Raw genomic sequence first — 20,589 nt, 5'->3', positions numbered from 1 at the left:
ATTTAGCTGCGGCGCTCTATTTTTCAGTTTGATCTAGGATGCTTGCTCTCGTTCGAATTCATCAAGCATGGCCTCGGCATCTTCTCGTGCCACACCGTAATTTTCCTGAATTTTTCCCAGGAATATCTCACGGTCACCATTTATCTGGTCCAGATCATCTTCAGTTAGCTTGCCCCATTTTTTCTGGGCTTCGCCTTTGATCTGCTTCCATTTACCCTTCAGGATATCTTGGTTTAGCATGTTGTCTTCCTTTTCAATCAGCTCAATGCAATTAGTTCATCATTGATTTGTGGTTGCTGATAAGCGAGGATTTCTTTGCCGAGAGCGTGTATCTGTAATTATCCTCGCCTTCCTTGACGAGCGTCGCATCGTCGTAGGCCAAGCTTATTTCTTCGCCACCAAATCCAAGGATTTTGTCAAACCCGACGATCAGCTGGTTGGCCTGCCCTCCTTTAAAGGTGATGTCATCTACTTCACCCATCGTCTTGCCTTCTGCGCTCACGAGTTGGGCATCAAGGAGTTTTTCCACGCTGTAGGCGTTGTTTGGCATCATACGGACGTTCATTCCGGTATTGTTTCTATCAAAGGAGAACTCTGCCGCACGTTCAATGGTTTCCTCGGTAAGTGGCATGACAATATCGCCATCCGCATTCATTTCGATCATTGCGTCATAATCAAATGCGGCAAGCTTGCCCAGGCCGAAGAAATCGCCATCACCGATGAGGACCATGACCGCTTTACCATCTTCATCAAGGATAATGTCCTCTACAACGCCGACCCTCTCGTCCTTAAAGTTGTAGACAGGCTCTCCGAGGATACCTGTAGCGGTCGTTCGAGGGTTGACTTTAACCTGCTCAATGCCGAGCTGGCCCTCATCGTCGCTGAAGATAAAAGCTTTGAAATCTCTGTAAGCGTCCTTCGTTGCCTCGGAGGCATCCTCGGCTGTTTCCTTGACTGCCTTCTTGGCTTTATCCCAGCTCTCTTTCACCTGCTCAGTCGCGTCTTTCGCTACGCTATCATCTGTTTTTGCCGTATCGGCAAAGGCAGGGTTTACACTCATAAGGGCGATGATGGATGCTGTTGCTAAAAATTTCTTTTGCATTATCTAATCCTCTTTTGTGTTCAGAAGTCGTTACACAACTGACAAACAGACGCCACGGCAAAAGGTTCCGTCTTTCAAAAGCATTTTTTTCGTCACCCCGTTTGATCGAGCGCAGATTCAAATGAACACCAAGGCAAATGAAAGCTGAACTATGCAAAATATGACGGTAGAGATGTGAGTGAACTCATTAATATTTGCGAAGATAAACGCAAGATTTATGCAAGCTCGGCACAGCGGAAGAATAGCCAGTGCAAAGAACCAATCCAATTCAGTAGGGGTAAAGAATTTTTAACAGTAATTCCATTCCGAACGTTATATATTGATAGCTGACAATTATTGGAAGACTCTCATGTCCTATTATGTGTTGGGCATAATTGCATCATTCTGCATTTTAGCCAGCCTGGCCCCCTTTATACCGCTTGCCCATGGTGCCGTCAGGGTGTTTGATTTTGGACGTCTTCAACTTGCCGTAATCTCGCTTATTGCAATAATTTTTGTGCTTGCATTGCTACCAATGAACTGGATTAGCATCGCCATCCTTGCCATGCTGATTGGAACGCTTGCTATTCAATCGGTTTACATCGTTCGCTTCACACCGCTGTGGGCTAAACAATCGGCTTGGTATCATCCAGACGACACAGATCGAGACGTCATAAGCTTGTTCGTTTGCAACGTAAAGCAAGGCAATCGGCAATATCAAAATCTTATTGCACTGATTAAAGAGAAAGATCCTGACATTCTTGTCTTGATGGAAACCGATCAGGAATGGGTTGATGCCCTGGATGCATCATTAAGCAACTACGCGCACAAAATCACCTGTCCGCAGGACAATAGCTACGGAATGTATCTCGCCTCTCGCCTGAAAATGCCAAGAGGAGATATCAAGTTTTTGCTGAATGAACGAATTCCCAGCTTTCATTGCACCTTTGAGATAAAAAAAGGCGATATTTTCGACCTTATATCCATTCATCCAGATCCTCCGGTTCCACATCGGGACACACAAGGCAGAGATGCTGAAATTCTCGTTGCCGGAAAAATCGCTACGAAAAGAAAACGGCCGCTAATCATTACCGGAGATCTTAATGACGTTGCCTGGTCAGAGACCACCCGACGATTTTTAAGAATCTCACAAATGTTGGATCCGCGTCAGGGGCGCGGAATGTTTAATTCATTCGATGCCCGCTTTCCCTTATTAAGATGGCCGCTTGATCATGTTTTCCATTCGGAAGAATTTGAACTCGTGTCCATAGCACGACAGCGGCATATCGGGTCAGATCACTTCCCCATGTTTTATGAATTTTCCCTGGTTTTCGAAAACGACAATTCTCTACCAGATGACGCAAGCACGAGTGACTGCGAAGAAGCTAAAACATTGATCGAAGCGGAAAAAGACAGGACGAGGAAACCCGTCGGTGAAGAATGGGAAGATTAACCGAATTCTCCTGTAATGAACGCTTTTAGAAGCTAAGCCAGAGCATCCTTTGGGACACTGGCTTTCGCAATTCGCTTTGCATCTTCCATCTCAATTGTTACGCCACTCGCAACAATCGTACCATGGAAAACGACCGCCCATTTCCACTGGTCCAACGGCTGATCGCAATCCCAGTCCTGTTTCTGCTTTTCGACAAATAATTCGTACTCACCGATTTTACTGCAAAGTTTTTGAGCTTCCCACTCCATGTTTTTTCCTTCGCAAATTGCCGATCCCGGTCAGTTTAACATACTGACCCAGCGTTTGTTATGTCAGAAACATTTACGGAGGGAAAGCGTGACTTCTCCTCGAAAATCAGCGGCACCTGCGCTTTTATACTCTTGCCCGCCGGAGCAGGAAAGTTAATCCCATAACAAAAGTAAAGCCGCCTTTTAAAGGCGGCTTTACTAACATTCGGAGGCATAAAACTGTGAGCGGCTTCTATCTATTCATTTGCCTTTTTCTGAATGGCTTCACCCGCATCCTCGATGTCCTCGCCAGCACCTTCCATCGTCTCGCATGCAGCAAGTGACAGAGACGCAAGGGCGATGAACCCTATCATGAAAATATGGCGTACTTCCTTGCTTATAAAGCTCATTGACCTGTCCTTTCGTTTGACCTTAAACATCAATCAACCAACGCCAAGGGACAAAATTAGTTCCGCCCTACTGCAGATATTTTCCAGCGATAAGGCCGACAATACCCGCGACCAACAAAGTCGTTTTCGGATTGGTTTCAACTGTTTTTCCAAGCTCGTCGCCTGCAAGCGCAGCCAGAGCCGAGATCGCCTGCGCGGTTTCATCCGCCTGCGAGGGAGGAGTCGGCTTTGACTTCAACATGAAGTACAGACCTGTCATAACAAACAGGCATATTAAAAGAATGCCGCCCGCAGTGGCCAGTGCCGCAAGCGGCGGAATCACATATAGGACCATCCAGCTATAAAAGGCCAGCGCCAGAAAGAACAATGCAATGAACGATAAGGCGACGGTTAGGACAATAACGGAAGCCCCAATTGCTCCTCGCTGCAAAATACCTGACTTTCTAGGCGCCAGATTATCCATGAGCGTTTGCTGTAATATTTCCAGCAGCGGGTTCACGGCCTAGCTCCGGTTCCGCAGGAGCAAGCTTGCCAGGAACCCGGCTGCAAACGCGATCGCGATGCTCTGGCCCGGCTTTTCTCTGACCTTATTCTCTACCGCCTCAAGGCCCTGACTACCTCGATCCTTCAGATCACCAAGCTTTTCCTTTGCTTTTGAGCTGATTCTGCCGGCCTCGTCAACGCCATCCTGCTTCAGGCTAGCGGTAAGTTCGGACATATGTTTTTTCAATGCCGCGAGATCTTCTTTCAGCGCGTCAATTTCCGGGGAGGTTTCGTTAGATTTGACCATTGTAAAACTCCATTTGATTTCGTTCACACTCAACGAACTGTCAAATCAGAATAAAGTTCCAATGTTTTGATTGGTGCCTAGCTCGGGGGCGCGTACATGTAGCCAACACCACGCATCGTCTTGATGAGGTTTGGACCGTCCTCTCCAAGTTTTTTGCGAATGCGGCCTATCTGAATATCGATTGCACGATCATAGGCATCAAACTCGCCGTCACGGGTCAGCTCGAATAATTGCTCGCGACTTAAAGTTCGTTTGGGAGCGGTGGCCAATGCCTCCAGCAGCTTGAACTCGCCAACTGTAAAATCAACGGAGTTACCCTCGCTGTCAAAAACCTGATACTGATTGCGATCCATCGTGAAGCTGCCAAAAGCGATAACGTCAGATGTTGGTTTATTGTCAGAACCAGTCGACTCTGCGGCCAAATTGTCTTTCGCGCGCCGCATCGCGGCCTTGACGCGTGCCTTTAGTTCTCGCATTTCAAAAGGCTTCGTTAGATAGTCATCCGCCCCCAATTCCAGACAGATGATTTTTTCAGTTGTATCATTCTTGCCGCTGACAACAATTATAGGGACCGATGTCGATTGCCTTATGATCGGGATAAGGCTGGTACCTTCCGTATCCGGCAGAACCAGATCGAGCAGGATAACATCCAGCTTCTCGGAGTTGAGCTTCGCCGTGACTTCGGAGCCATCTTTTGCAGTAACGACTGAATAACCCTCGGATTCAAAATAATGTGTCATCACTATTCTGAGCCCTTCATCGTCGTCAACTAACAGGACTGCACCCTTATTCATTAGAGCTACCCCTTTTAAGGCTTCTAAGGGCTTCTTCCAGCCATTTACAAAAATGTTACAAACTCTTTCGCGATTGATACAAAGGCGAAAATCTCAGGTTACATCGGTCGACTACCTTCCATTTTGCAATATCGATTAACGATTAGCGAAAAGGAAGACGCAAATGTTCAACAATCAAGAATTGACTACAGAGGTGTCCGGACTAAAAAATTTCGCCCGTCGCCTGACGCAGAACAATCATGATGCAGAAGATTTGCTTCAATATACGCTATTAAGAGCAATTGAGAAGAAGCATTTGTTTCAGGAGAATACGGATCTTTTCAAATGGACATCGAAGATCATGTACAACCAGTTTGTTTCCGACTACCGCCGCAAGGCAAAATTCGAAACAAAGTACGATCCGGAAAGCTATCTGGAAGCAGAATCCATTGAAGCGCCGCAGGATAAGCAAATTGAGCTTCAGTCAGTGAATGAGGCCATGAGCAGGCTGTCTCATGAGCATCAGGAGATACTGATCCTGATCTGTGTCCAAGGCATGAGCTATCAGGAAGTTTCTGAATTCCTGAATATCGCTATTGGAACAGTGCGTTCCCGTCTTTCGCGCGCTCGCGAGAATTTACAGCAGCAATTGGAAACAACTGCCGCAAATTAAGTTTTCACTTGAAGGCCCGGATTAATTTTCCGGGCTTTCCTCTTCCACCCTGACAAAATCGCCTAGATATTCCAAAACTGTCGCCTTAAGGTCAATTTCGACGATGGGCTTTGGTAAATATCCGTCCATACCTGCTTCAAGACATTTCTCCTTATCGCTGACAAGGGCATGAGCCGTCATTCCGACGATCGGTGTTCGACTAAAGCCCTTTTCGCTTTCTATGCTTCGTATTAGCCTTGTACTGGTAAACCCATCCATCTCCGGCATTTGGATATCCATCAGGATGAGGCCATAGTGGTTTTCCTTCCACAGGTTTACGGCTTCCAGGCCTGTCTTGGCGATATCAAACTGAACGTTCATTTCTTCAAGAATATGCCCCAGGACCGTAATGTTTCCTTCATAGTCTTCGACAAGTAAGGCTTTCTTTTCTTTTTCAATATGCGCTTTCAGCTCCTCGATACGCTTCTTTCTGGCGGTTTCATCCTGATCCGTTCCCTCCACAAGCTCTTCGATACCTGCGATAATCGGCAAGATAAAGGAAAATTTGGATCCTTTTCCAATCTCACTTTCGACCTCGATGCTCCCCCCCATTAAGCTGGCAAGCTTCTTCGATATAGGTAGCCCAAGTCCCGTGCCGCCAAATTTCCGGGATACCGTTGAGTCAGCTTGCTTGAAGCGCTCAAAAATTATTTCCGCTTGTTCGTCGGAAATGCCGATGCCCGTATCCTCGACATCAATTCTGAGTGCGGAAAAACCGCCTTGATCTTCGGTCCTGGCCTTGACGTGGACATGCCCCTCTTCCGTGAATTTGATTGCGTTACCGATAAGGTTAATCAGTATCTGACGGATGCGGACAGAGTCTCCATAGAAGTCCAGGTCCTTTACATCTGCGTAATCGAATACAAACTCCAGATTTTTCTCTTTTGTCCGCACGGACATTATGCTCGTTATGTGCTCAAAAACACTCGGCAGGCTAAACGACGTTTCCTCCAGTTCAAGCTCGCCGCTCTCTATCTTGGAAAAATCAAGTATGTCAGATATGAGGTCTTTCAGGCTAATGGAACTGGAGTGCAGCACCTTGACGAGCTTCTGCTTTTTCTCATCCAGCTCATGCGAACTTTGAGCCAATATTTCAGCAACACCGGTAATGGCTGTCAAAGGTGTCCTTATCTCGTGGCTCATATGCGCCAGAAACTCGCTTTTGGCAGCGTTAGCTTTCTCCGCTTTCTGAATCGCCATTTCCAGTTTCAACTCGTAGTCTTTTTCCGCGCTAATATCCGTTACCGTGCCGACAAACCGGGCAGGCTCACCATTATCGTCCTGCATGACGGACCCACGCGCCCTTATCCAAATCCAGCGCCCGGATTTATGCCGCATGCGAAATGTATTTGAATATTCAGACAACCGCCCGTTTATATAAAGATCGATATAATTCTGGACTGTTTCCTTCTCTTCTGGATGAAGCCTATCCGTGAAGTCTTCAAAACTTCCCTTAAATTCGTCAGGCTCACACCCCAGCATGGTGATAAACTGATCAGAATAATTTACGTCACCCGACTGAATATCCCAGTCAAATATCCCATCCTTGCTGCCTTCGACCGCAAGCTCCAGGACCTCCTCTTCTTCAGAAACCTCGCCTGTGATAAGCCGGCGAAAACTACTCCTGAGAATAAAATTTCCTGCAATTGACATTATGAGTAATATTGCGATGGCTGCCGTGACCAGCATAAGCTGTTCATTTTGCCTGATTTTATCCTCGGTAGACAGGTTTTGGGTATCAAGAAGGCTTTTCCCTTCCAAGATTAGCGCCTCAAAAGTCTCTGAAATTTCACCTTTTAATGCATCAATTTTTCTATTTGCGGTAACTATGTCCGCAGTGTTTACAGTCAGCCTTTTGGAAGCCCGATTTTCAAGGGCCGCTTCAAGAAGGTTAATTTTCTGCCCTACTACCCCGAGGATTCCCCTCTGGAACGTATCTTCGAGCCTGAAGAGCGATAAATCGGTATGTACTTTAGATAACCTTACCTTGGTATCTTCATATTCATGAAGAAAATGTTGCTCGCCAAAAATCATGTAGCCCTGCTGGCTCAAAAGCATTTTCTCAACCAGAAGGCTCGCAGTTTCTAATTCAAAAAGAGATTGTACGAGTTGCTCAATATTTTTGCTCTCTGACCGTATCCGGCTTTCACCCAAGACAAGCAGGAATGTGCAAAACACCAGGCCGAACAGCAAAACTCCGAGATAGGCAGAAAAAAATTTCGGGGATAAATATTTCATTTTCCTATTCTACAAGAGCATGTTCTAGACGAGAAATAAAAACGGCACCTCAACAGAAGTGCCGTCTAGCGTGAAGTGCCCGTACTATCTCGGGGTATGGAAAACATGCGGATTACATTGGGGGTTTGCGGCCCCTGATGACATGCGCGATAGCACTAACCAGAAACAGAATGACGAAAATCACAAAAATAATCTGCGCAATTCCTGCTGACGCAGCAGCGATCCCACCAAAGCCAAATACTGCAGCAACCAGTGCAATTAATAAGAATGTTATTGCCCAACCAAGCATCTTATTCCTCCTTAATTTTACTTCATACAGACATACCAACGGCGGTGTGTCCGAAAAGTTCCAAGGAACAAAACCCCTGCGAAAAACATTAGGCATATAGGAAAGATACATAAACTAGGCATAAGAGAGCTGATCATTGCCCCATGACGAACATTCTAGCAGTATGAAATCAATCGATTTTAACGAGGAAGAAATCCAGGAATATGTGGACGGTGTGCTGACCCCGGCAGATGCGCGGCGCATAGAAAGAATTATTTCGACGAATCCAAAAGCGAAAAAATACTATCTGGCCCAATTGCGACAAAAGCAACTGCTAAAAATATGGTGGAAAAACACCCTGAATTAAACAGGGACCCTAAAGCCGGAATGGCACTTCCCTCAAACACAATACAATGTTTTACGGGAACTATTTGAGATTGCGGATGTTTGTTCCACATAAACGACTCCAAAGTGCAACCGATTATATATCTATGAGCGCCTCATCATGGATCATGAAAAACAGAAGCCGCATAGAAGAGAACCTCGAAAATGGCACCTGGATAATGGCACCTGGATAATCCAGGGATGTTGAAACCATTATCGCAGCTACTCTTTCTAGAATCTAAATTTGATCATTTTGCGGAACTTAACTGAAATCAGTCCGTTATTAGGAAAAAGGACACTCCGCAATGCCGAAGCAGAAAAAGATAGAACCTAATGCCTCCCGGGTCGCGGAAATGCATAGAGGTAGAATTGAAACAGCTGCGAGAGTATCGGTTATTTTTCTTGCTTTAGTCACACTTGTCACAGCGCTTCATTTTTCCAGGACCATCCTTTCACCAATTTTTCTTGCTGTCGTGATCGGGATCATGTTCGGCCCTATAGCGGACCGGATTGAAAGATTTCGCATTCCAGCGTCCCGATCGGCAGCTATTGTTGTGTTGCTGTTTATCATCCTGATCAGCATTGCAATAGCCGTATTTGCTGCTCCTCTGTCTACCTGGATTGACCAGCTTCCGAGAATTTGGGCAAGGCTGCGTTTTGAACTTGCAAGTTGGCAGGATAATCTGGAGACAGTCACGGAGCTACAAGCCCAGCTAAGAAGTGTGACTGGCCAGAAAGATGGAGAGACGGTTGTCGTTGAAGATGGTTCCGCCGTTCAAGATGCTGCGGTTCTCGCGCCAACTATTGCAGGGCAAATAGTCCTCTTCCTGGCCAGCTTCTATTTCTTTGTCGCGGCGCGTCACACCCTAAGACGGACCCTATTGAGTCTGCCGATGAGCAGGCGAACCCGTTGGCATATAGCACGGGTTTTCCGAGAAATTGAACGCAAGGTTTCAGGTTATCTGCTTGCCATAACCTTAGTTAATCTTGGAATGGGATTAAGTGTAGCTATTGCCTTATGGGCTCTGGATGTCCCCTCACCATTACTATGGGGAATGCTTGCCGCTGTCCTCAATTACGTCATTTTCATCGGGCCTGCGGTAACATTCGTTATTTTACTTGGTGTCGGCCTGACCAGTTCGGCTACTCTTCTGGGCGCCCTTACACCAGCTTTGATATTTTTAGGCATTAACCTCTTTGAGGCTCAAATCGTGACTCCTATGGTGATTGGCCGACGAGTAACCCTAAATCCATTCATCGTGTTTCTTGCCATCGTATTCTGGATATGGCTATGGGGGCCATTGGGTGGCTTCATCGCCGTACCGTCACTGCTAATCCTTTTTGCAATATACAATCAGATGTTTGCCGAACCGGCAGTTTTTTATGCCAAGAACACCTCTTGAAAAGCAATTGTCAAACTGATGCGATCTCGTCTCAAATAAGCATAGAATAGAAGCCAGCCGGTTTTATGCCGGGGAAAGCTTTGAAAGAGCAAAAAAAGATTATGATCACATTAGATCGTCGTCAATGCGGGATTAGTCTGACAATACCTCTGCGCTTGCAGGAAAGTAATGTGCAATACCATCTAAGCTTCCCGAAAATCCAAATACTCCGTCGCTGTGCTAACAATCAGTTTGAGGATGATCTCCATGTCACTATCCGTCATAGGAAGTGAAAGGAAAATATCTCCTCGTCCAGTAAAGGCGACGCCGCCCAACAGGCCCTTCAGGCTAAGAAGATCACGAAATTGCCGTGTTTCTTTAGTGGTATCCGCGCCGCTTTTCGGTTCGACGCTGGCAAAATGAATACTGATTAAAGAGCCTAGCCCTGTCACATGGAAATCAGGATGTACATTGGTTAAGGCTTCACCAAGGCGCAGGCGAAAGCTCTCGCTTTGCTTAAGAAAAGCCTCAGCTCGTTCTTTAGTAAAAACCGATGACAGTCCGGCTATACCGGCAGCCATCGAGCAAACATTATTATTAAATGTTCCTGCATGTTTCAGACTTCCGGGCTCATGTGGATTGAAACGAGTCATTATATCTGCTCGTCCACCAAAAGCACCGAGCGTGAACCCCCCTCCCAAATATTTCCCGAGGGTCGTCATATCCGGTGTAATACCAAGAATTCCTTGAACACCACCACCCCCCAGACGGGACGTTTTTACTTCGTCAAAGATTAACAGGCTACCAGATTTTTCTGTTTCTTCGCGAAGGGTCTGGAGAAATTCATAGGTTCCAGCAATATTACCCGCCGCTCCAAGAACGGGTTCCACAAAAACCGCAGCGATACGCCTACCATTTTTAATAAAAACTTCGCGTGCTGCAGCCGGGTCGTTGTAGGGAAGAACAATCCAGTCGAAAGGAACATTCATCGGGTTTTGTCCCCCGGCAAATGTCATGACCCCTCCATGATAAGCCCCATCAAACACGACGATCGCCGATCGACCTGTGACTTCGCGTGCAGTGACCGCAGCCAAAACGTTGGCTTCGGTTCCGGAATTGCAAAACCGGACCAAGTCCATAGAGGCGAAACGCTTGCAGACGAGCTCAGCAAGGCGGGCTTCATACAGATTAGGGCCCCCAAGTACAATGCCGCTCGACATCGCTTCCGAAACAGCTTTTAGGATGGCCGGTTCTGAATGCCCATATAGACCCGCCGAAAATTCCCCCACACAATCAAGCATTACATGCCCGTTTACATCATAGAGCTTTGCTCCCTCTCCCTTTTCAATAACCAGCGGAAAAGGATCAAAATGGAGGACAGAGCGCGTATTCCCACCGGGCATCCAGCTTTCTGCCTCAGCCATCAATTCCCGGCTTCGAGGATTTTCAGCTGCATACTGGTCTTTCAGATCCTCAATTCGGCGTTGAAAAGGCGACATATTTACGTTCATCTTTATGTTCCCGTTGTGTCGGTTATATATTAGACGGTGTTTCAATCAGTTTCAGATGATCAGATATTTCCAGCGGTGCATCCGTTTTGGCCTCAACCTCACTAACGGTCAGCCCCGGAGCAATTTCAGTGATGCGAAAACCTTTTTCCGTTACATCGAAAACGCCATAATCAGTAAACACCCGTTTCACGACCCCGACCGCCGTGAGGGGGTAGGTACAAGCCTTCATCAATTTAGGTTGCCCCTTACGGGTGACATGATCGGTAATAATAAAAACATTGGGAACACCGGCCACAAGATCCATGGCCCCACCAACTGCAGGGATAGCGTCAGGCGCTCCCGTTGACCAGTTTGCAAGATTGCCGTCCTCAGAAACCTGCATGGCCCCAAGAATACAGTAATCCAGATGCCCGCCTCGGATCATGGCAAAGCTATCCGCATGATGAAAGAAAGAGGCACCGGGGAGCAGGGACACCGGCTTCTTGCCCGCATTTATCAAGTCCGGATCCTCATCCTCCGGCGCCGGACGCGGACCAAACCCAAGAACACCATTCTCTGTGTGATAGATGATCTGCCGGTCATCGGGAACAAAGTCGGCAACCATCTCCGGAATGCCAATCCCAAGGTTAACCACAGATCCATCCACCAAGTCCTGAGCCGCGCGCCAGGCCACCTGAGGCCTGCTCAATCCAGTCTTTCCTGAAGACTCACTCATGGGTAGGATACTCCCTCATTAATCAACTGAGATTCAATAGCAGGATTGGTGATTTCAATTATCTGGTCAACGAAAAGGCCGGGCGTCACAACGACTTCAGGGTTAATTTCACCAGCTTGGACGACCTCTCTGGCCTGAACGATTGTCGTAGTTGCGGCCATAGCCATAATAGGTCCAAAATTCCGAGCAGCCTTGTTATAGGTAAGATTGCCGAGAGTATCTGCCTTTTCAGCCCGGATAAGGGCAATATCTGCCGTCAAATTATACTCCAGCACATAGTTGCGCCCTTTAATCTCACGAACCTCTTTACCCTCAGCAAGAGGTGTTCCCAAACTGGTTGGCGTATAAAACGCTGGAATACCGGCACCACCAGCGCGTATCCGCTCCGCTAAAGTGCCTTGCGGCACCAACTCAAGTTCGATCTCCCCGCGTCGATACAACTCCGAAAAAATCTTGGAATTGGAAGAACGAGGATAACTACATACTATTTTGCGCACCTGACCGGCTCCTATAAGCGCGGCGAGACCGACTGCGCCGTTTCCGGCGTTATTGTTTATAATGGTGAGATCTCCGACACCTTTATCGATGAGGGCATGGATAAGTTCTATGGGGCTTCCTGCTTCCCCAAACCCCCCGACCATAATCGTAGCTCCCTCTTTAATCCCGGCAATGGCTACCTCAACCGACGGGCATATTTTATCGATCATACTTGTTTCCTTAAATCTGCGGTATAGATACCAGCGCCCGGTCCAGCGCCACTTCAAACCGGTCTATTATTTCCTTAATCTCGGCTTCAGATACTGTGAACGCGGGAGCGAAAACAACATGGTCCCCACGAAGGCCATCAACAGTACCGCTTCCGGGATATGTCATCAATCCTTCCTCCAACGCAAGCTTCTTAATCACAGCGTGGAGTTGAACATCCTGATCGAAAGGCTCCTTGCTAACCCTGTCCTTAACCAACTCCACCCCAACGAAAAGTCCTCGGCCGCGAATATCGCCAATATTAGGGTGATCTTTAAACCGTGTTTGCAAACAAGAGAAAAACTGCTCACTCCGAGTGGCGACATTCTCCAACAGATTTTCTTCTTCAATCACTGTCTGCACAGCTGATGCCGCCGCGCATGCGACGGGGTGTGCCATATATGTAAAGCCATGCTTCAAAGCGCCTGACCCCTGGTAAAGATCATTTACGGGACCATCTCCTACAAGAACCGCCCCAATAGGCTGGAAACCACCGCCGAGTCCCTTGGCAACTGTCAGGAAATCTGGAACAACCCCCTCTTCTGCGCATGAAAAAGTGGTTCCGGTCCGGCCCATGCCACACATAATTTCATCAAAAATAAGCAGGACTCCATATGTGTCACAGATTTCCCTGACACGCTTAAGATAACCTGGCGCAGATGGCGCGCAGCCCAATGTCGCCCCCACCACGGGCTCCATGATGAAGGCTGCAACATTATCCGCACCCAGCCTTAAGATAGCCTCTTCAAGCAGGTTCGCGGACCGCAATCCATACGCTTCAAGATCTTCCTGATCTGATTTCTCACGATAGGCGTAACAAGGATCGATCCAGTGTCCTTCAAACAGCATCGGCTTGTAAATTTCACTGCGAGCGAGATTTCCGCCGACAGATAGTGCCCCAAGGGTTGCGCCATGATAGCTCTGCCTTCGGGAGATTACGTGGCGACGGTTTGGCTCCCCCCGTTCCACCCAGGTCTGGCGTACTAACTTGAGAGCGGCTTCAACCGCTTCAGAGCCACCAGAGCAGAACAGCACCTTTGAAAGCCCATCAGGCGCTGCTTTAATGAGTTGGTGGGCAAGTTGTTCTGCCGGATCCGAAGTAAAAAAGGAGGAATGCACATACGAAACCGCTTCAATCTGTGCGTCAATGGCTTCTTTCACCCGCTCATTACGGTGTCCTATGCAGGAAACAGCCACACCCCCTGAAACTGCATCCAGATATCGCTTTCCGTCTGCATCTGTGACCCATAGTCCATCTGCCGCAACGATACGGGGCGGTGTTTCCAGAAGTTTGCGATGAATAACATTGCTCATGAATATCTCCCTATTCAGTAACCGCGTTTCTCATCCCGCTTGGTTAATTCTTCCGAGCGCGCTTCCGGCAATCCGTATCCGCCGCCGCCAGGGGTAAGAACCTCAACCCAGTCGCCGGGCCCAAGAGTAAATCCTTCACCTTTTGACACATGCTCTGGTTCGATAATTTGCCCATTACGGCATACCCTGATCTCGTTGCATGCGCCTTCCTCACCACCAAGAATACCGGGAGGGCCAAATTTTCCATGCTCCATCAAGAAAGAAGCCGTACCACTCCCCCGGAGCATACGAACCTTGTAACTCACACCAAATCCACCCCGATATTTCCCGGCCCCGCCCGAATGCTCACGAATGCTGTAGTGATCAAATATTACAGGGTAGCGTTGCTCCAGCACCTCAACAGGCTGGCTCTTTGAAATACCGATCGTAGAACAGCCATTAGTGATACCATCGCCACTCCACCAACCGCCATACCCACCGCCGGAGAAATAATACATGATATAATTGCGCTCATCCTCTGGATCAAAACCACCCAGACTGATGTTACCTGACGTACCGGCAGGCGCTGCGAACAGCTTGCCCGGGATCGCATCGGCAAGGGCTAGAAAAACAGCTTCCATTATCCGCTGGGAGACCTCTGCCGCACATCCCGCGACCGGCCGTGGATATTCTGCATAAATAAAAGTGCCTTTAGGCTCTTCCACCTTAATAGGACGGAAACAGCCCGCATTGACGGGGACGTCGGGAAAAATATGCTTGATCGCCACATAGATGGAAGAAAGGGTCGTTGCCCATACTGAATTCATGGGACCCATGCAGGGTGGACTGGATTTTGACAAATCAAATGCAATATCAGACCCGTTAACCGCAATTTCCACATTAATTTCCAGCGGTTCGTTTACCACCCCATCACTATCCATATAGGCCGTACCGCAATACGTCCCATCAGGAATTGTGTCGATATGGGCGCGCATCATTTGCTCGGACCGATCTTCCAGTTCGGCGATGGCGCTCTCTACCGTCTCCTGACCATAACGGTCAATTAGGCCAGTCAAACGCCGCGCTCCGGCGTCTAGGGCCGCGATCTGGGCCTTTATATCCCCAATACGTTCCTCCGATACCCGAATATTGGCCAGAACTATCCGGACGACATCCTGGTCCATTGTTCCTTGCCTCATTAGTTTTACCGGCGGAATACGCAGCCCCTCCTGATGAATTTCGGTAGCCGTACTATTAAAACCTCCGGGCACCATTCCTCCTGTGTCGGGCCAATGACCGGTATTAGACAGATAGCACCAGATCTTACCCTTGTAATAGAAGGGTTTAACCATCTTCACATCCATCAGATGGGTGCCCCCCAAATAGGGATCATTGACCAAGATAACATCGCCATCTTCCAAGTCGTCCCGATAGTCGATAACTGAGCGGGTCGTTTCCTGCATGACGCCGATAAAGATTGGCAGACCCATTACTCCTTGCGAAATCACCCGACCATTTCCCAGTCCATAAATTCCGTTTGAGCGATCAAAAGATTCCGAGATCACAGGAGAGAAGGAAGTTTTCTCATGTACCAGATCCATCTCGCTACAGACCTGCTGCAAACCCTTTTCAATTACCGTTAGGGTAACGGGATCGATCCCGTCCTTTTTGTTCTTTGTTGTCATTGCGCTAGTCATATTCAATTTCCTGATGTCTTGTCTTGCTAATTCCCTGATTACTGATATGGCGCCACATCCACGACGATATTGCCAATATCATCCACCTTGGCGGTAGCCTCTGGGTCAATTACAAATGTGGAATCATACTGTTCAATGATGGCGGGACCGGAAAGCTCAGCGCCCACTGGTAAAAATTCCCGATTATAGATATCGGCGTCATACCAACTTCCATTGAAATATGCCCGACGGGTACCAACTTTCGCCATTTCCAATGACGTATCCGCCCCTGGCTTGAAAAGAGACATGTCAATAGGCTCGCGAACTCCAATAACAGTTGTACGGACATTCACCAAAACCGGTACCATTTCGGGTAGCGAAAGATTGAACCGGTCAAGATAAGCATCAGTAAGGTCAGACAGAACATTCTGGCTATCGAAATGATCTGCCTTGATTGGAATACGAAGAACATGCGATTGACCGCGATATAGTAGATCCACCTCATGACGAACTTCAGTAGCCTCTGTCGCGACATTTTCCCGCGCCAGTAATTCCCGGCCGGCCCGAGCCTGTTCCTGCATCAGCTTGTTGACTTCTTCTGCTTCCAGCTCAATGAACGGCTTATTGATTGTCTGAACAAAGTCATGGCGCACATCAGCCAAAACACAGCCCAACGCAGATGTCAGCCCTGGAAAGCGGGGCACGACCACTTGAGGAATACCAAGTTCCCGTGCAATTGCCACGGCATGCAAAGGACCCGCCCCCCCAAAAGGCATCAATGCAAAATCACGAGGATCATTTCCCTTTTCAACAGAAATAAGGCGAATTGCACCGGCCAGTTCATTAACCGCGACCTCTATAATTGCGGCCGCGACCTGTTCTGCGCTCATGCCAAGATCTGCGCCCAGTTGCTCCTGCATAGCTGTTTCAATCTTCTCCAGTGGAGCTTTATTGTCTGAACCGGTGACCTGTTCAGCATTGATCCGCCCGAGCAGAAAATTCGCATCTGTGATTGTCGGCAACTCTCCACCACGACCATATCCGATCGGGCCGGGATACGAGCCAGCGCTTTCTGGTCCAACACGGAGCATACCGGCTTTATCAAGGTGGGCAATACTTCCACCACCGGCGCCGATGGTATGAATATCAATCATGGGAATACGAATCGGTATACCGTAGGCAAGATCCTTTTCGGCGGCAATAACGGGCTCACCTTCAACAATGAGGGCGACGTCATAACTGGTTCCGCCCATATCGCCAGTAATAACGTTCGAGAAACCCGATGCCTTAGCTATTTCTGCCGCGGCCAGAACGCCGGCGGCAGGACCGGACATGACCGTTTGGACCGCATGCTCTCCTACAAGGGAAGAGGCCATCATGCCTCCATTCGCCTGCATAACCAGAAGTTCGTTCCTGAAACCCTCTTCTTCAAGCGCGGACTGAACCCGTTCAATATATCGGGAAACAATCGGCTGAATAGCAGCGTGAATGGCCGCAGTCGTACCTCGCTCAAATTCCCGCATTTCACGAACAATCTCAGATCCGGCAACAACGTTTTTGTTAGGCCACATTTCACGAACAATTTTTGCACATCGCTGCTCATGAACTGGATTGATATAAGAATGGAGAAAGTGAATAACGACGGACTCAGCACCACTTTTGATAATCTGTTGAACTGTCCGGCGGACCTCATCTTCATCCAATTCGATCAGAACCCGACCCTTTGCATCCAAACGTTCAGATACTTCATAGCGGTCATTTCGCTCAATCAAAGCCTCGAAACTTCCAGATAGACCATAGGCATAAGGGCGGGTTCTACGCCCCAACTCCAAAGTATCCCGAAATCCTGCTGTGGTAATAAGTGCTGTGTGAGCCCCTTTTCGCTCCAACACCGCATTGGTGCCCGCCGTCGTACCGTGGACCAACCAGTCAATGGCCTCAGCTCCGACGTCAAGTTCCTCAATACCGAGAAGAAAACCTCGCGCCCTGTCATCTACTGTCGTCGGGACCTTGGCAGTGCGAAATTCACCTGTTTCGGTATTCACCATTAGGAAATCTGTAAATGTTCCCCCAACATCCACCCCTACATTAATTGATGATGTTGTCTTGACCTTCTGCATATTATGAGTTCCGTAATTTCGATTATTGAAACTTTGTTTTATTTTATGATACTATTAAGCCATCGTGGTAGTTGTCAATGGCCAATTCACTGTTTTCTTGCGCCTAGTGGAAGGGCAGGTTAGAAAAATGACCAAGACAAAATAGAATAGAAAGAAGATCAAACAGTGAGTGAGGAAAAAACCGGTCCGCTGGAGCGTTATCTAAAGGTTATGGAAGTAGTGGCTGCATCTCATGATGGGCTCAGCCTTACGGAGATTGTTAACCTCACCGGCTTTCCAAAACCGACCGTCCACCGACTCACTAAAAGCCTGATAGAAGCAAAGGCCCTATCTGCTCAGGACAAACGCCAGAAAACCTTCCGGATTGGCGAGCGGATGTGGCGTCTATTACAGTTAGGCATGGATAAGAACACTGTTGCAAACTATGCCCAACTTGTTTGTGACGACCTATCGGACCGCATTCAGGAAACCAGTTATATTGTCCGGCTTTACCACAACCAAGTCCGATCGGTCGCAAGAAGCGCGCCTGACCAGGGTCATCGTCTTCATGTTTTACCTGGATCTGAACTTCCATTTCATGCTGCGGCTTCTGCTAAAGCGATCCTTGCCTATCAGGATGAGGAAACTATCGCCCGTTTGCTCGTCACTCCATTGGAGGCCCTGACCCCCTTTACAAAAACTAAAATTTCAGATGTCCGCAAGGAATGGGAGGACGTGAAAAAGAACGGTTACGCAGTTTGCGACAGAGAAATTGATGAATCCGTTATGGCTTATGCTTGTCCAGTGTTGTTCGAAAATACTGGCGTCCTTTATGCTGTTGGCGTAACCGGCCCAAGAAACCGTATATCCAAATATCCGGAAAACTACTGGATTAAAGAAATCAAGGCTGCCGCAGATCAGTTCGCAAGTATACTCAACCAAAAGCCTTCCTGAAGCCCACCGGTAACTGGTAGCTTCGTCATTTCTGGAGGGTCAACTAGGCCTTAGAAAATCAGGTTTGGCAGGAATAGGATTATATCCGGGAAAACAATACAAATCCCAACAGCCAGAAGCATCAGCAGAATAAAGGGAATGACAGACTTGTATATGTCCACCATGCTCACCGAGGGTGGGGCAACCCCCTTCAGATAAAAGAGATTATAGCCAAAGGGTGGCGTCAGGAAACCAATCTCCATATTAATGATATAAAGAATTCCAAACCAAACCGGGTCAAAGCCTAGCGCTAAAATAATCGGTACAAAAATCGGAGCTGTAATCAGGATAATGCCGACCGTATCCAGCACCATTCCAAGAGCGAGCAATATCACCTGCATTCCGATCAGAATAACGTATTTGTTCAACTCCAATCCAAGGACAATCCCTTCGATCAAGCGCGCCGCTCCCATGGCGGTATAAAAGGTTGAGAGCGCTGACGCGCCAATGATGATCCAAAAAATCATACAGCTCAGTTGCAAGGTCTCAAAGGCTGCCTCCTGCAGATTCTTCCAATTGAGCTGCCGCCGCAGGGCGCCTGCAATAATTGCACCACCAGCGCCGATTGCTGCGGCCTCCGATACACTCGCAATGCCAAGCAGGATGGAACCCAGCACGGAGACTACAAGCGCAAGCGGTAGCAACAACCCTTTAAGGCTCACCAGTTTTTCACCCCAACTGTATCGCTGCATATTGACGCCGCCCGCAAGAGCCGGCTGCAACTGCCCACGCATCAACAGATAGATACTGAAAAGCAGAGCAATCAGAAGACCGGGCAAAACACCGCCAGCATAAAGCTTTCCAATGGAGGTATTGGCTACCAGGCCATATACGATCATCGTTACACTTGGCGGGATCAAAATACCTAGTGACCCACCTGCCGCAACAGAGCCCAAGGCCATGTCTTTCCCATAACCGCGGCTGAGCATAGCTGGAATTGCCAGAACCCCCATGGAGATGGTCGCCGCGCCACTGATGCCTGCCATGGCGGCAAAGATGGTGCAAATAATGATAGTTCCGATTGCAAGGCCGCCTCTGAGACCACCAAAAAATTTCTGCATGGTGTCGTATAAATCCTCGGCAATTCGGGATTTCTGCAACATGGTCGCCATGAAGATAAAGAGGGGAATAGCAATATATTCAAAACTAGAGGTGTTCTGGAAAGCTCTAAGAGGCATCATATTCAGAGCCATGGGACTCCAGAAAACATAGATCATGCCAACACTTAGGCCACCCAGGGCAATCGCAATGGGAACGCCAATTGCCAACAAGAACAACATGGAACCAAACAGGAGCGGTGTGACGAGTAACGGATCAGGCATTTTCCGCCTCCTTGTTCGTCCCATCGACAACCGCAACCCAAAGTCGGATCAAATGGGAAATCCACGCGAAACTTAGCAATATACATCCGAGGGGAATAGCAAACTTCGGAACCCAGACTGGCCCCGCCCAGCCGCCAGTGGCAGACCTCTCACCTATATGGAAGGAGGATATGGCGAATTTGCCGCCCAGCCAAATCAGGACAGCCACAAATAAAGCAAATAACAAGGTAGAGACAAATGTGTCCACAAGAGCCCTCTTTTTCGGACTCATTTTTGCGTGAAATACATCCACCCGCACGAACTGCCCCTTAGCAAGCGCCCAAGGGCCACCAAGAAAAATAAAAAGAGTGAGGAGCCAGGAAGTGAATTCATGTGCCCACGAAGTCGGCATGTCAAACAATCCGCGCGCCGCCATTTCAAAAACGATCACGCCAATCATCAGAAAAACCAGCATTGCGATAGTTTTGCCAACTAACTCGAGAGCTCGATCGATATAGCCACTGATCCTTCGCAGCATT

The 20,589-nt window shown here is 48.2% G+C and carries 22 protein-coding genes; 5 read left to right on the top strand and 17 right to left on the bottom strand.

Features of this window, described 5'->3' with window-relative positions:
- Positions 1 to 33 precede the first annotated feature (33 nt).
- Positions 34 to 240 (bottom strand): CsbD family protein, encoded by a 207-nt coding sequence (locus GQE98_RS05370; protein WP_161314594.1) that lies wholly within the window; start codon positions 238 to 240, stop codon positions 34 to 36.
- A gap of 31 nt (positions 241 to 271) precedes the next feature.
- A complete protein-coding gene (locus GQE98_RS05365; RefSeq protein ID WP_161314593.1) occupies positions 272 to 1,102 on the bottom strand; it encodes a PRC-barrel domain-containing protein in 831 nt (276 codons plus the stop codon).
- A gap of 349 nt (positions 1,103 to 1,451) precedes the next feature.
- Here GQE98_RS05365 and GQE98_RS05360 point away from each other — a divergent pair, with 349 nt between their 5' ends.
- Positions 1,452 to 2,534: an endonuclease/exonuclease/phosphatase family protein gene (locus tag GQE98_RS05360; RefSeq protein ID WP_161314592.1), complete on the top strand. Its 1,083-nt coding sequence runs from the start codon at positions 1,452 to 1,454 to the stop codon at positions 2,532 to 2,534.
- Between the two features lie 32 nt (positions 2,535 to 2,566).
- On the opposite strand, the gene GQE98_RS05355 is transcribed toward GQE98_RS05360, so the two are convergent.
- The 5 genes from GQE98_RS05355 to GQE98_RS05335 form a co-directional block, all read right to left on the bottom strand.
- Positions 2,567 to 2,782, bottom strand: a complete 216-nt coding sequence (locus tag GQE98_RS05355; RefSeq protein ID WP_161314591.1) for a hypothetical protein — start codon at positions 2,780 to 2,782, stop codon at positions 2,567 to 2,569.
- Positions 2,783 to 3,018: 236 nt separating this feature from the next.
- Positions 3,019 to 3,135: an entericidin A/B family lipoprotein gene (locus GQE98_RS05350; RefSeq protein ID WP_343044160.1), complete on the bottom strand. Its 117-nt coding sequence runs from the start codon at positions 3,133 to 3,135 to the stop codon at positions 3,019 to 3,021.
- Between the two features lie 103 nt (positions 3,136 to 3,238).
- Positions 3,239 to 3,670: a hypothetical protein gene (locus GQE98_RS05345; RefSeq protein WP_161314589.1), complete on the bottom strand. Its 432-nt coding sequence runs from the start codon at positions 3,668 to 3,670 to the stop codon at positions 3,239 to 3,241.
- A gap of 3 nt (positions 3,671 to 3,673) precedes the next feature.
- Positions 3,674 to 3,961, bottom strand: coding sequence for an ElaB/YgaM/YqjD family protein (locus tag GQE98_RS05340; RefSeq protein WP_161314588.1), 288 nt, complete (start codon positions 3,959 to 3,961; stop codon positions 3,674 to 3,676).
- A 77-nt stretch (positions 3,962 to 4,038) separates the two neighbouring features.
- Positions 4,039 to 4,755, bottom strand: a complete 717-nt coding sequence (locus GQE98_RS05335) for a response regulator (RefSeq protein WP_161314587.1) — start codon at positions 4,753 to 4,755, stop codon at positions 4,039 to 4,041.
- Positions 4,756 to 4,918: 163 nt separating this feature from the next.
- Here GQE98_RS05335 and GQE98_RS05330 point away from each other — a divergent pair, with 163 nt between their 5' ends.
- The gene (locus GQE98_RS05330; RefSeq protein WP_161314586.1) at positions 4,919 to 5,407 is read left to right on the top strand and encodes a sigma-70 family RNA polymerase sigma factor; all 489 of its coding nucleotides are present in this window, start codon (positions 4,919 to 4,921) and stop codon (positions 5,405 to 5,407) included.
- Positions 5,408 to 5,428: 21 nt separating this feature from the next.
- On the opposite strand, the gene GQE98_RS05325 is transcribed toward GQE98_RS05330, so the two are convergent.
- Together GQE98_RS05325 and GQE98_RS05320 are read right to left on the bottom strand one after the other, a co-directional pair.
- A complete protein-coding gene (locus GQE98_RS05325) occupies positions 5,429 to 7,684 on the bottom strand; it encodes a hybrid sensor histidine kinase/response regulator (RefSeq protein ID WP_161314585.1) in 2,256 nt (751 codons plus the stop codon).
- Positions 7,685 to 7,796: 112 nt separating this feature from the next.
- Positions 7,797 to 7,973, bottom strand: coding sequence for a DUF1328 domain-containing protein (locus GQE98_RS05320; RefSeq protein ID WP_161314584.1), 177 nt, complete (start codon positions 7,971 to 7,973; stop codon positions 7,797 to 7,799).
- A 163-nt stretch (positions 7,974 to 8,136) separates the two neighbouring features.
- Between GQE98_RS05320 and GQE98_RS05315 the strand changes: the two genes are divergently transcribed.
- On the top strand, positions 8,137 to 8,319 hold the full coding sequence (locus tag GQE98_RS05315) for an anti-sigma factor family protein (protein ID WP_161314583.1): 183 nt from the start codon (positions 8,137 to 8,139) through the stop codon (positions 8,317 to 8,319).
- Between the two features lie 322 nt (positions 8,320 to 8,641).
- Positions 8,642 to 9,739 (top strand): AI-2E family transporter, encoded by a 1,098-nt coding sequence (locus GQE98_RS05310; RefSeq protein WP_202526092.1) that lies wholly within the window; start codon positions 8,642 to 8,644, stop codon positions 9,737 to 9,739.
- Between the two features lie 182 nt (positions 9,740 to 9,921).
- Here the strand turns inward: GQE98_RS05310 and GQE98_RS05305 are convergent, their stop codons facing one another.
- Genes GQE98_RS05305 through GQE98_RS05280 form a run of 6 tightly spaced genes read right to left on the bottom strand, consistent with a single transcriptional unit; the run spans position 9,922 to position 17,777 of the window.
- Entirely contained in the window at positions 9,922 to 11,229 is a 1,308-nt protein-coding gene (locus tag GQE98_RS05305; protein WP_161314582.1) for an aspartate aminotransferase family protein, read from the bottom strand.
- A gap of 22 nt (positions 11,230 to 11,251) precedes the next feature.
- Complete coding sequence (locus tag GQE98_RS05300; RefSeq protein ID WP_161314581.1) at positions 11,252 to 11,944, bottom strand: 3-oxoacid CoA-transferase subunit B; 693 nt, start codon at positions 11,942 to 11,944, stop codon at positions 11,252 to 11,254.
- Complete coding sequence (locus GQE98_RS05295; RefSeq protein ID WP_161314814.1) at positions 11,941 to 12,648, bottom strand: 3-oxoacid CoA-transferase subunit A; 708 nt, start codon at positions 12,646 to 12,648, stop codon at positions 11,941 to 11,943. Before GQE98_RS05295 ends, GQE98_RS05300 begins: the two co-directional genes overlap by 4 nt.
- 13 nt (positions 12,649 to 12,661) lie before the next feature.
- Positions 12,662 to 14,002 carry an aspartate aminotransferase family protein gene (locus GQE98_RS05290; protein ID WP_161314580.1) on the bottom strand — a complete coding sequence of 447 codons (1,341 nt, stop codon included), beginning with the start codon at positions 14,000 to 14,002 and terminating at the stop codon, positions 12,662 to 12,664.
- A 14-nt stretch (positions 14,003 to 14,016) separates the two neighbouring features.
- Complete coding sequence (locus GQE98_RS05285) at positions 14,017 to 15,678, bottom strand: hydantoinase B/oxoprolinase family protein (protein ID WP_202526090.1); 1,662 nt, start codon at positions 15,676 to 15,678, stop codon at positions 14,017 to 14,019.
- 38 nt (positions 15,679 to 15,716) lie between these two features.
- Positions 15,717 to 17,777, bottom strand: a complete 2,061-nt coding sequence (locus GQE98_RS05280; protein WP_161314579.1) for a hydantoinase/oxoprolinase family protein — start codon at positions 17,775 to 17,777, stop codon at positions 15,717 to 15,719.
- Positions 17,778 to 17,942: 165 nt separating this feature from the next.
- On the opposite strand from GQE98_RS05280, the gene GQE98_RS05275 reads away from it, so the two are divergent.
- Positions 17,943 to 18,710, top strand: coding sequence for an IclR family transcriptional regulator domain-containing protein (locus GQE98_RS05275; protein WP_161314578.1), 768 nt, complete (start codon positions 17,943 to 17,945; stop codon positions 18,708 to 18,710).
- A 50-nt stretch (positions 18,711 to 18,760) separates the two neighbouring features.
- On the opposite strand, the gene GQE98_RS05270 is transcribed toward GQE98_RS05275, so the two are convergent.
- The gene (locus GQE98_RS05270; RefSeq protein WP_161314577.1) at positions 18,761 to 20,071 is read right to left on the bottom strand and encodes a TRAP transporter large permease; all 1,311 of its coding nucleotides are present in this window, start codon (positions 20,069 to 20,071) and stop codon (positions 18,761 to 18,763) included.
- Positions 20,064 to 20,588 carry a TRAP transporter small permease subunit gene (locus GQE98_RS05265; protein WP_161314576.1) on the bottom strand — a complete coding sequence of 175 codons (525 nt, stop codon included), beginning with the start codon at positions 20,586 to 20,588 and terminating at the stop codon, positions 20,064 to 20,066. Before GQE98_RS05265 ends, GQE98_RS05270 begins: the two co-directional genes overlap by 8 nt.
- Position 20,589: the final 1 nt, after the last annotated feature.

It is taken from the genome of Sneathiella litorea, assembly GCF_009882915.1.
Lineage (GTDB): Bacteria > Pseudomonadota > Alphaproteobacteria > Sneathiellales > Sneathiellaceae > Sneathiella > Sneathiella litorea.
This window is presented reverse-complemented; position numbering and strand designations above follow the sequence as displayed.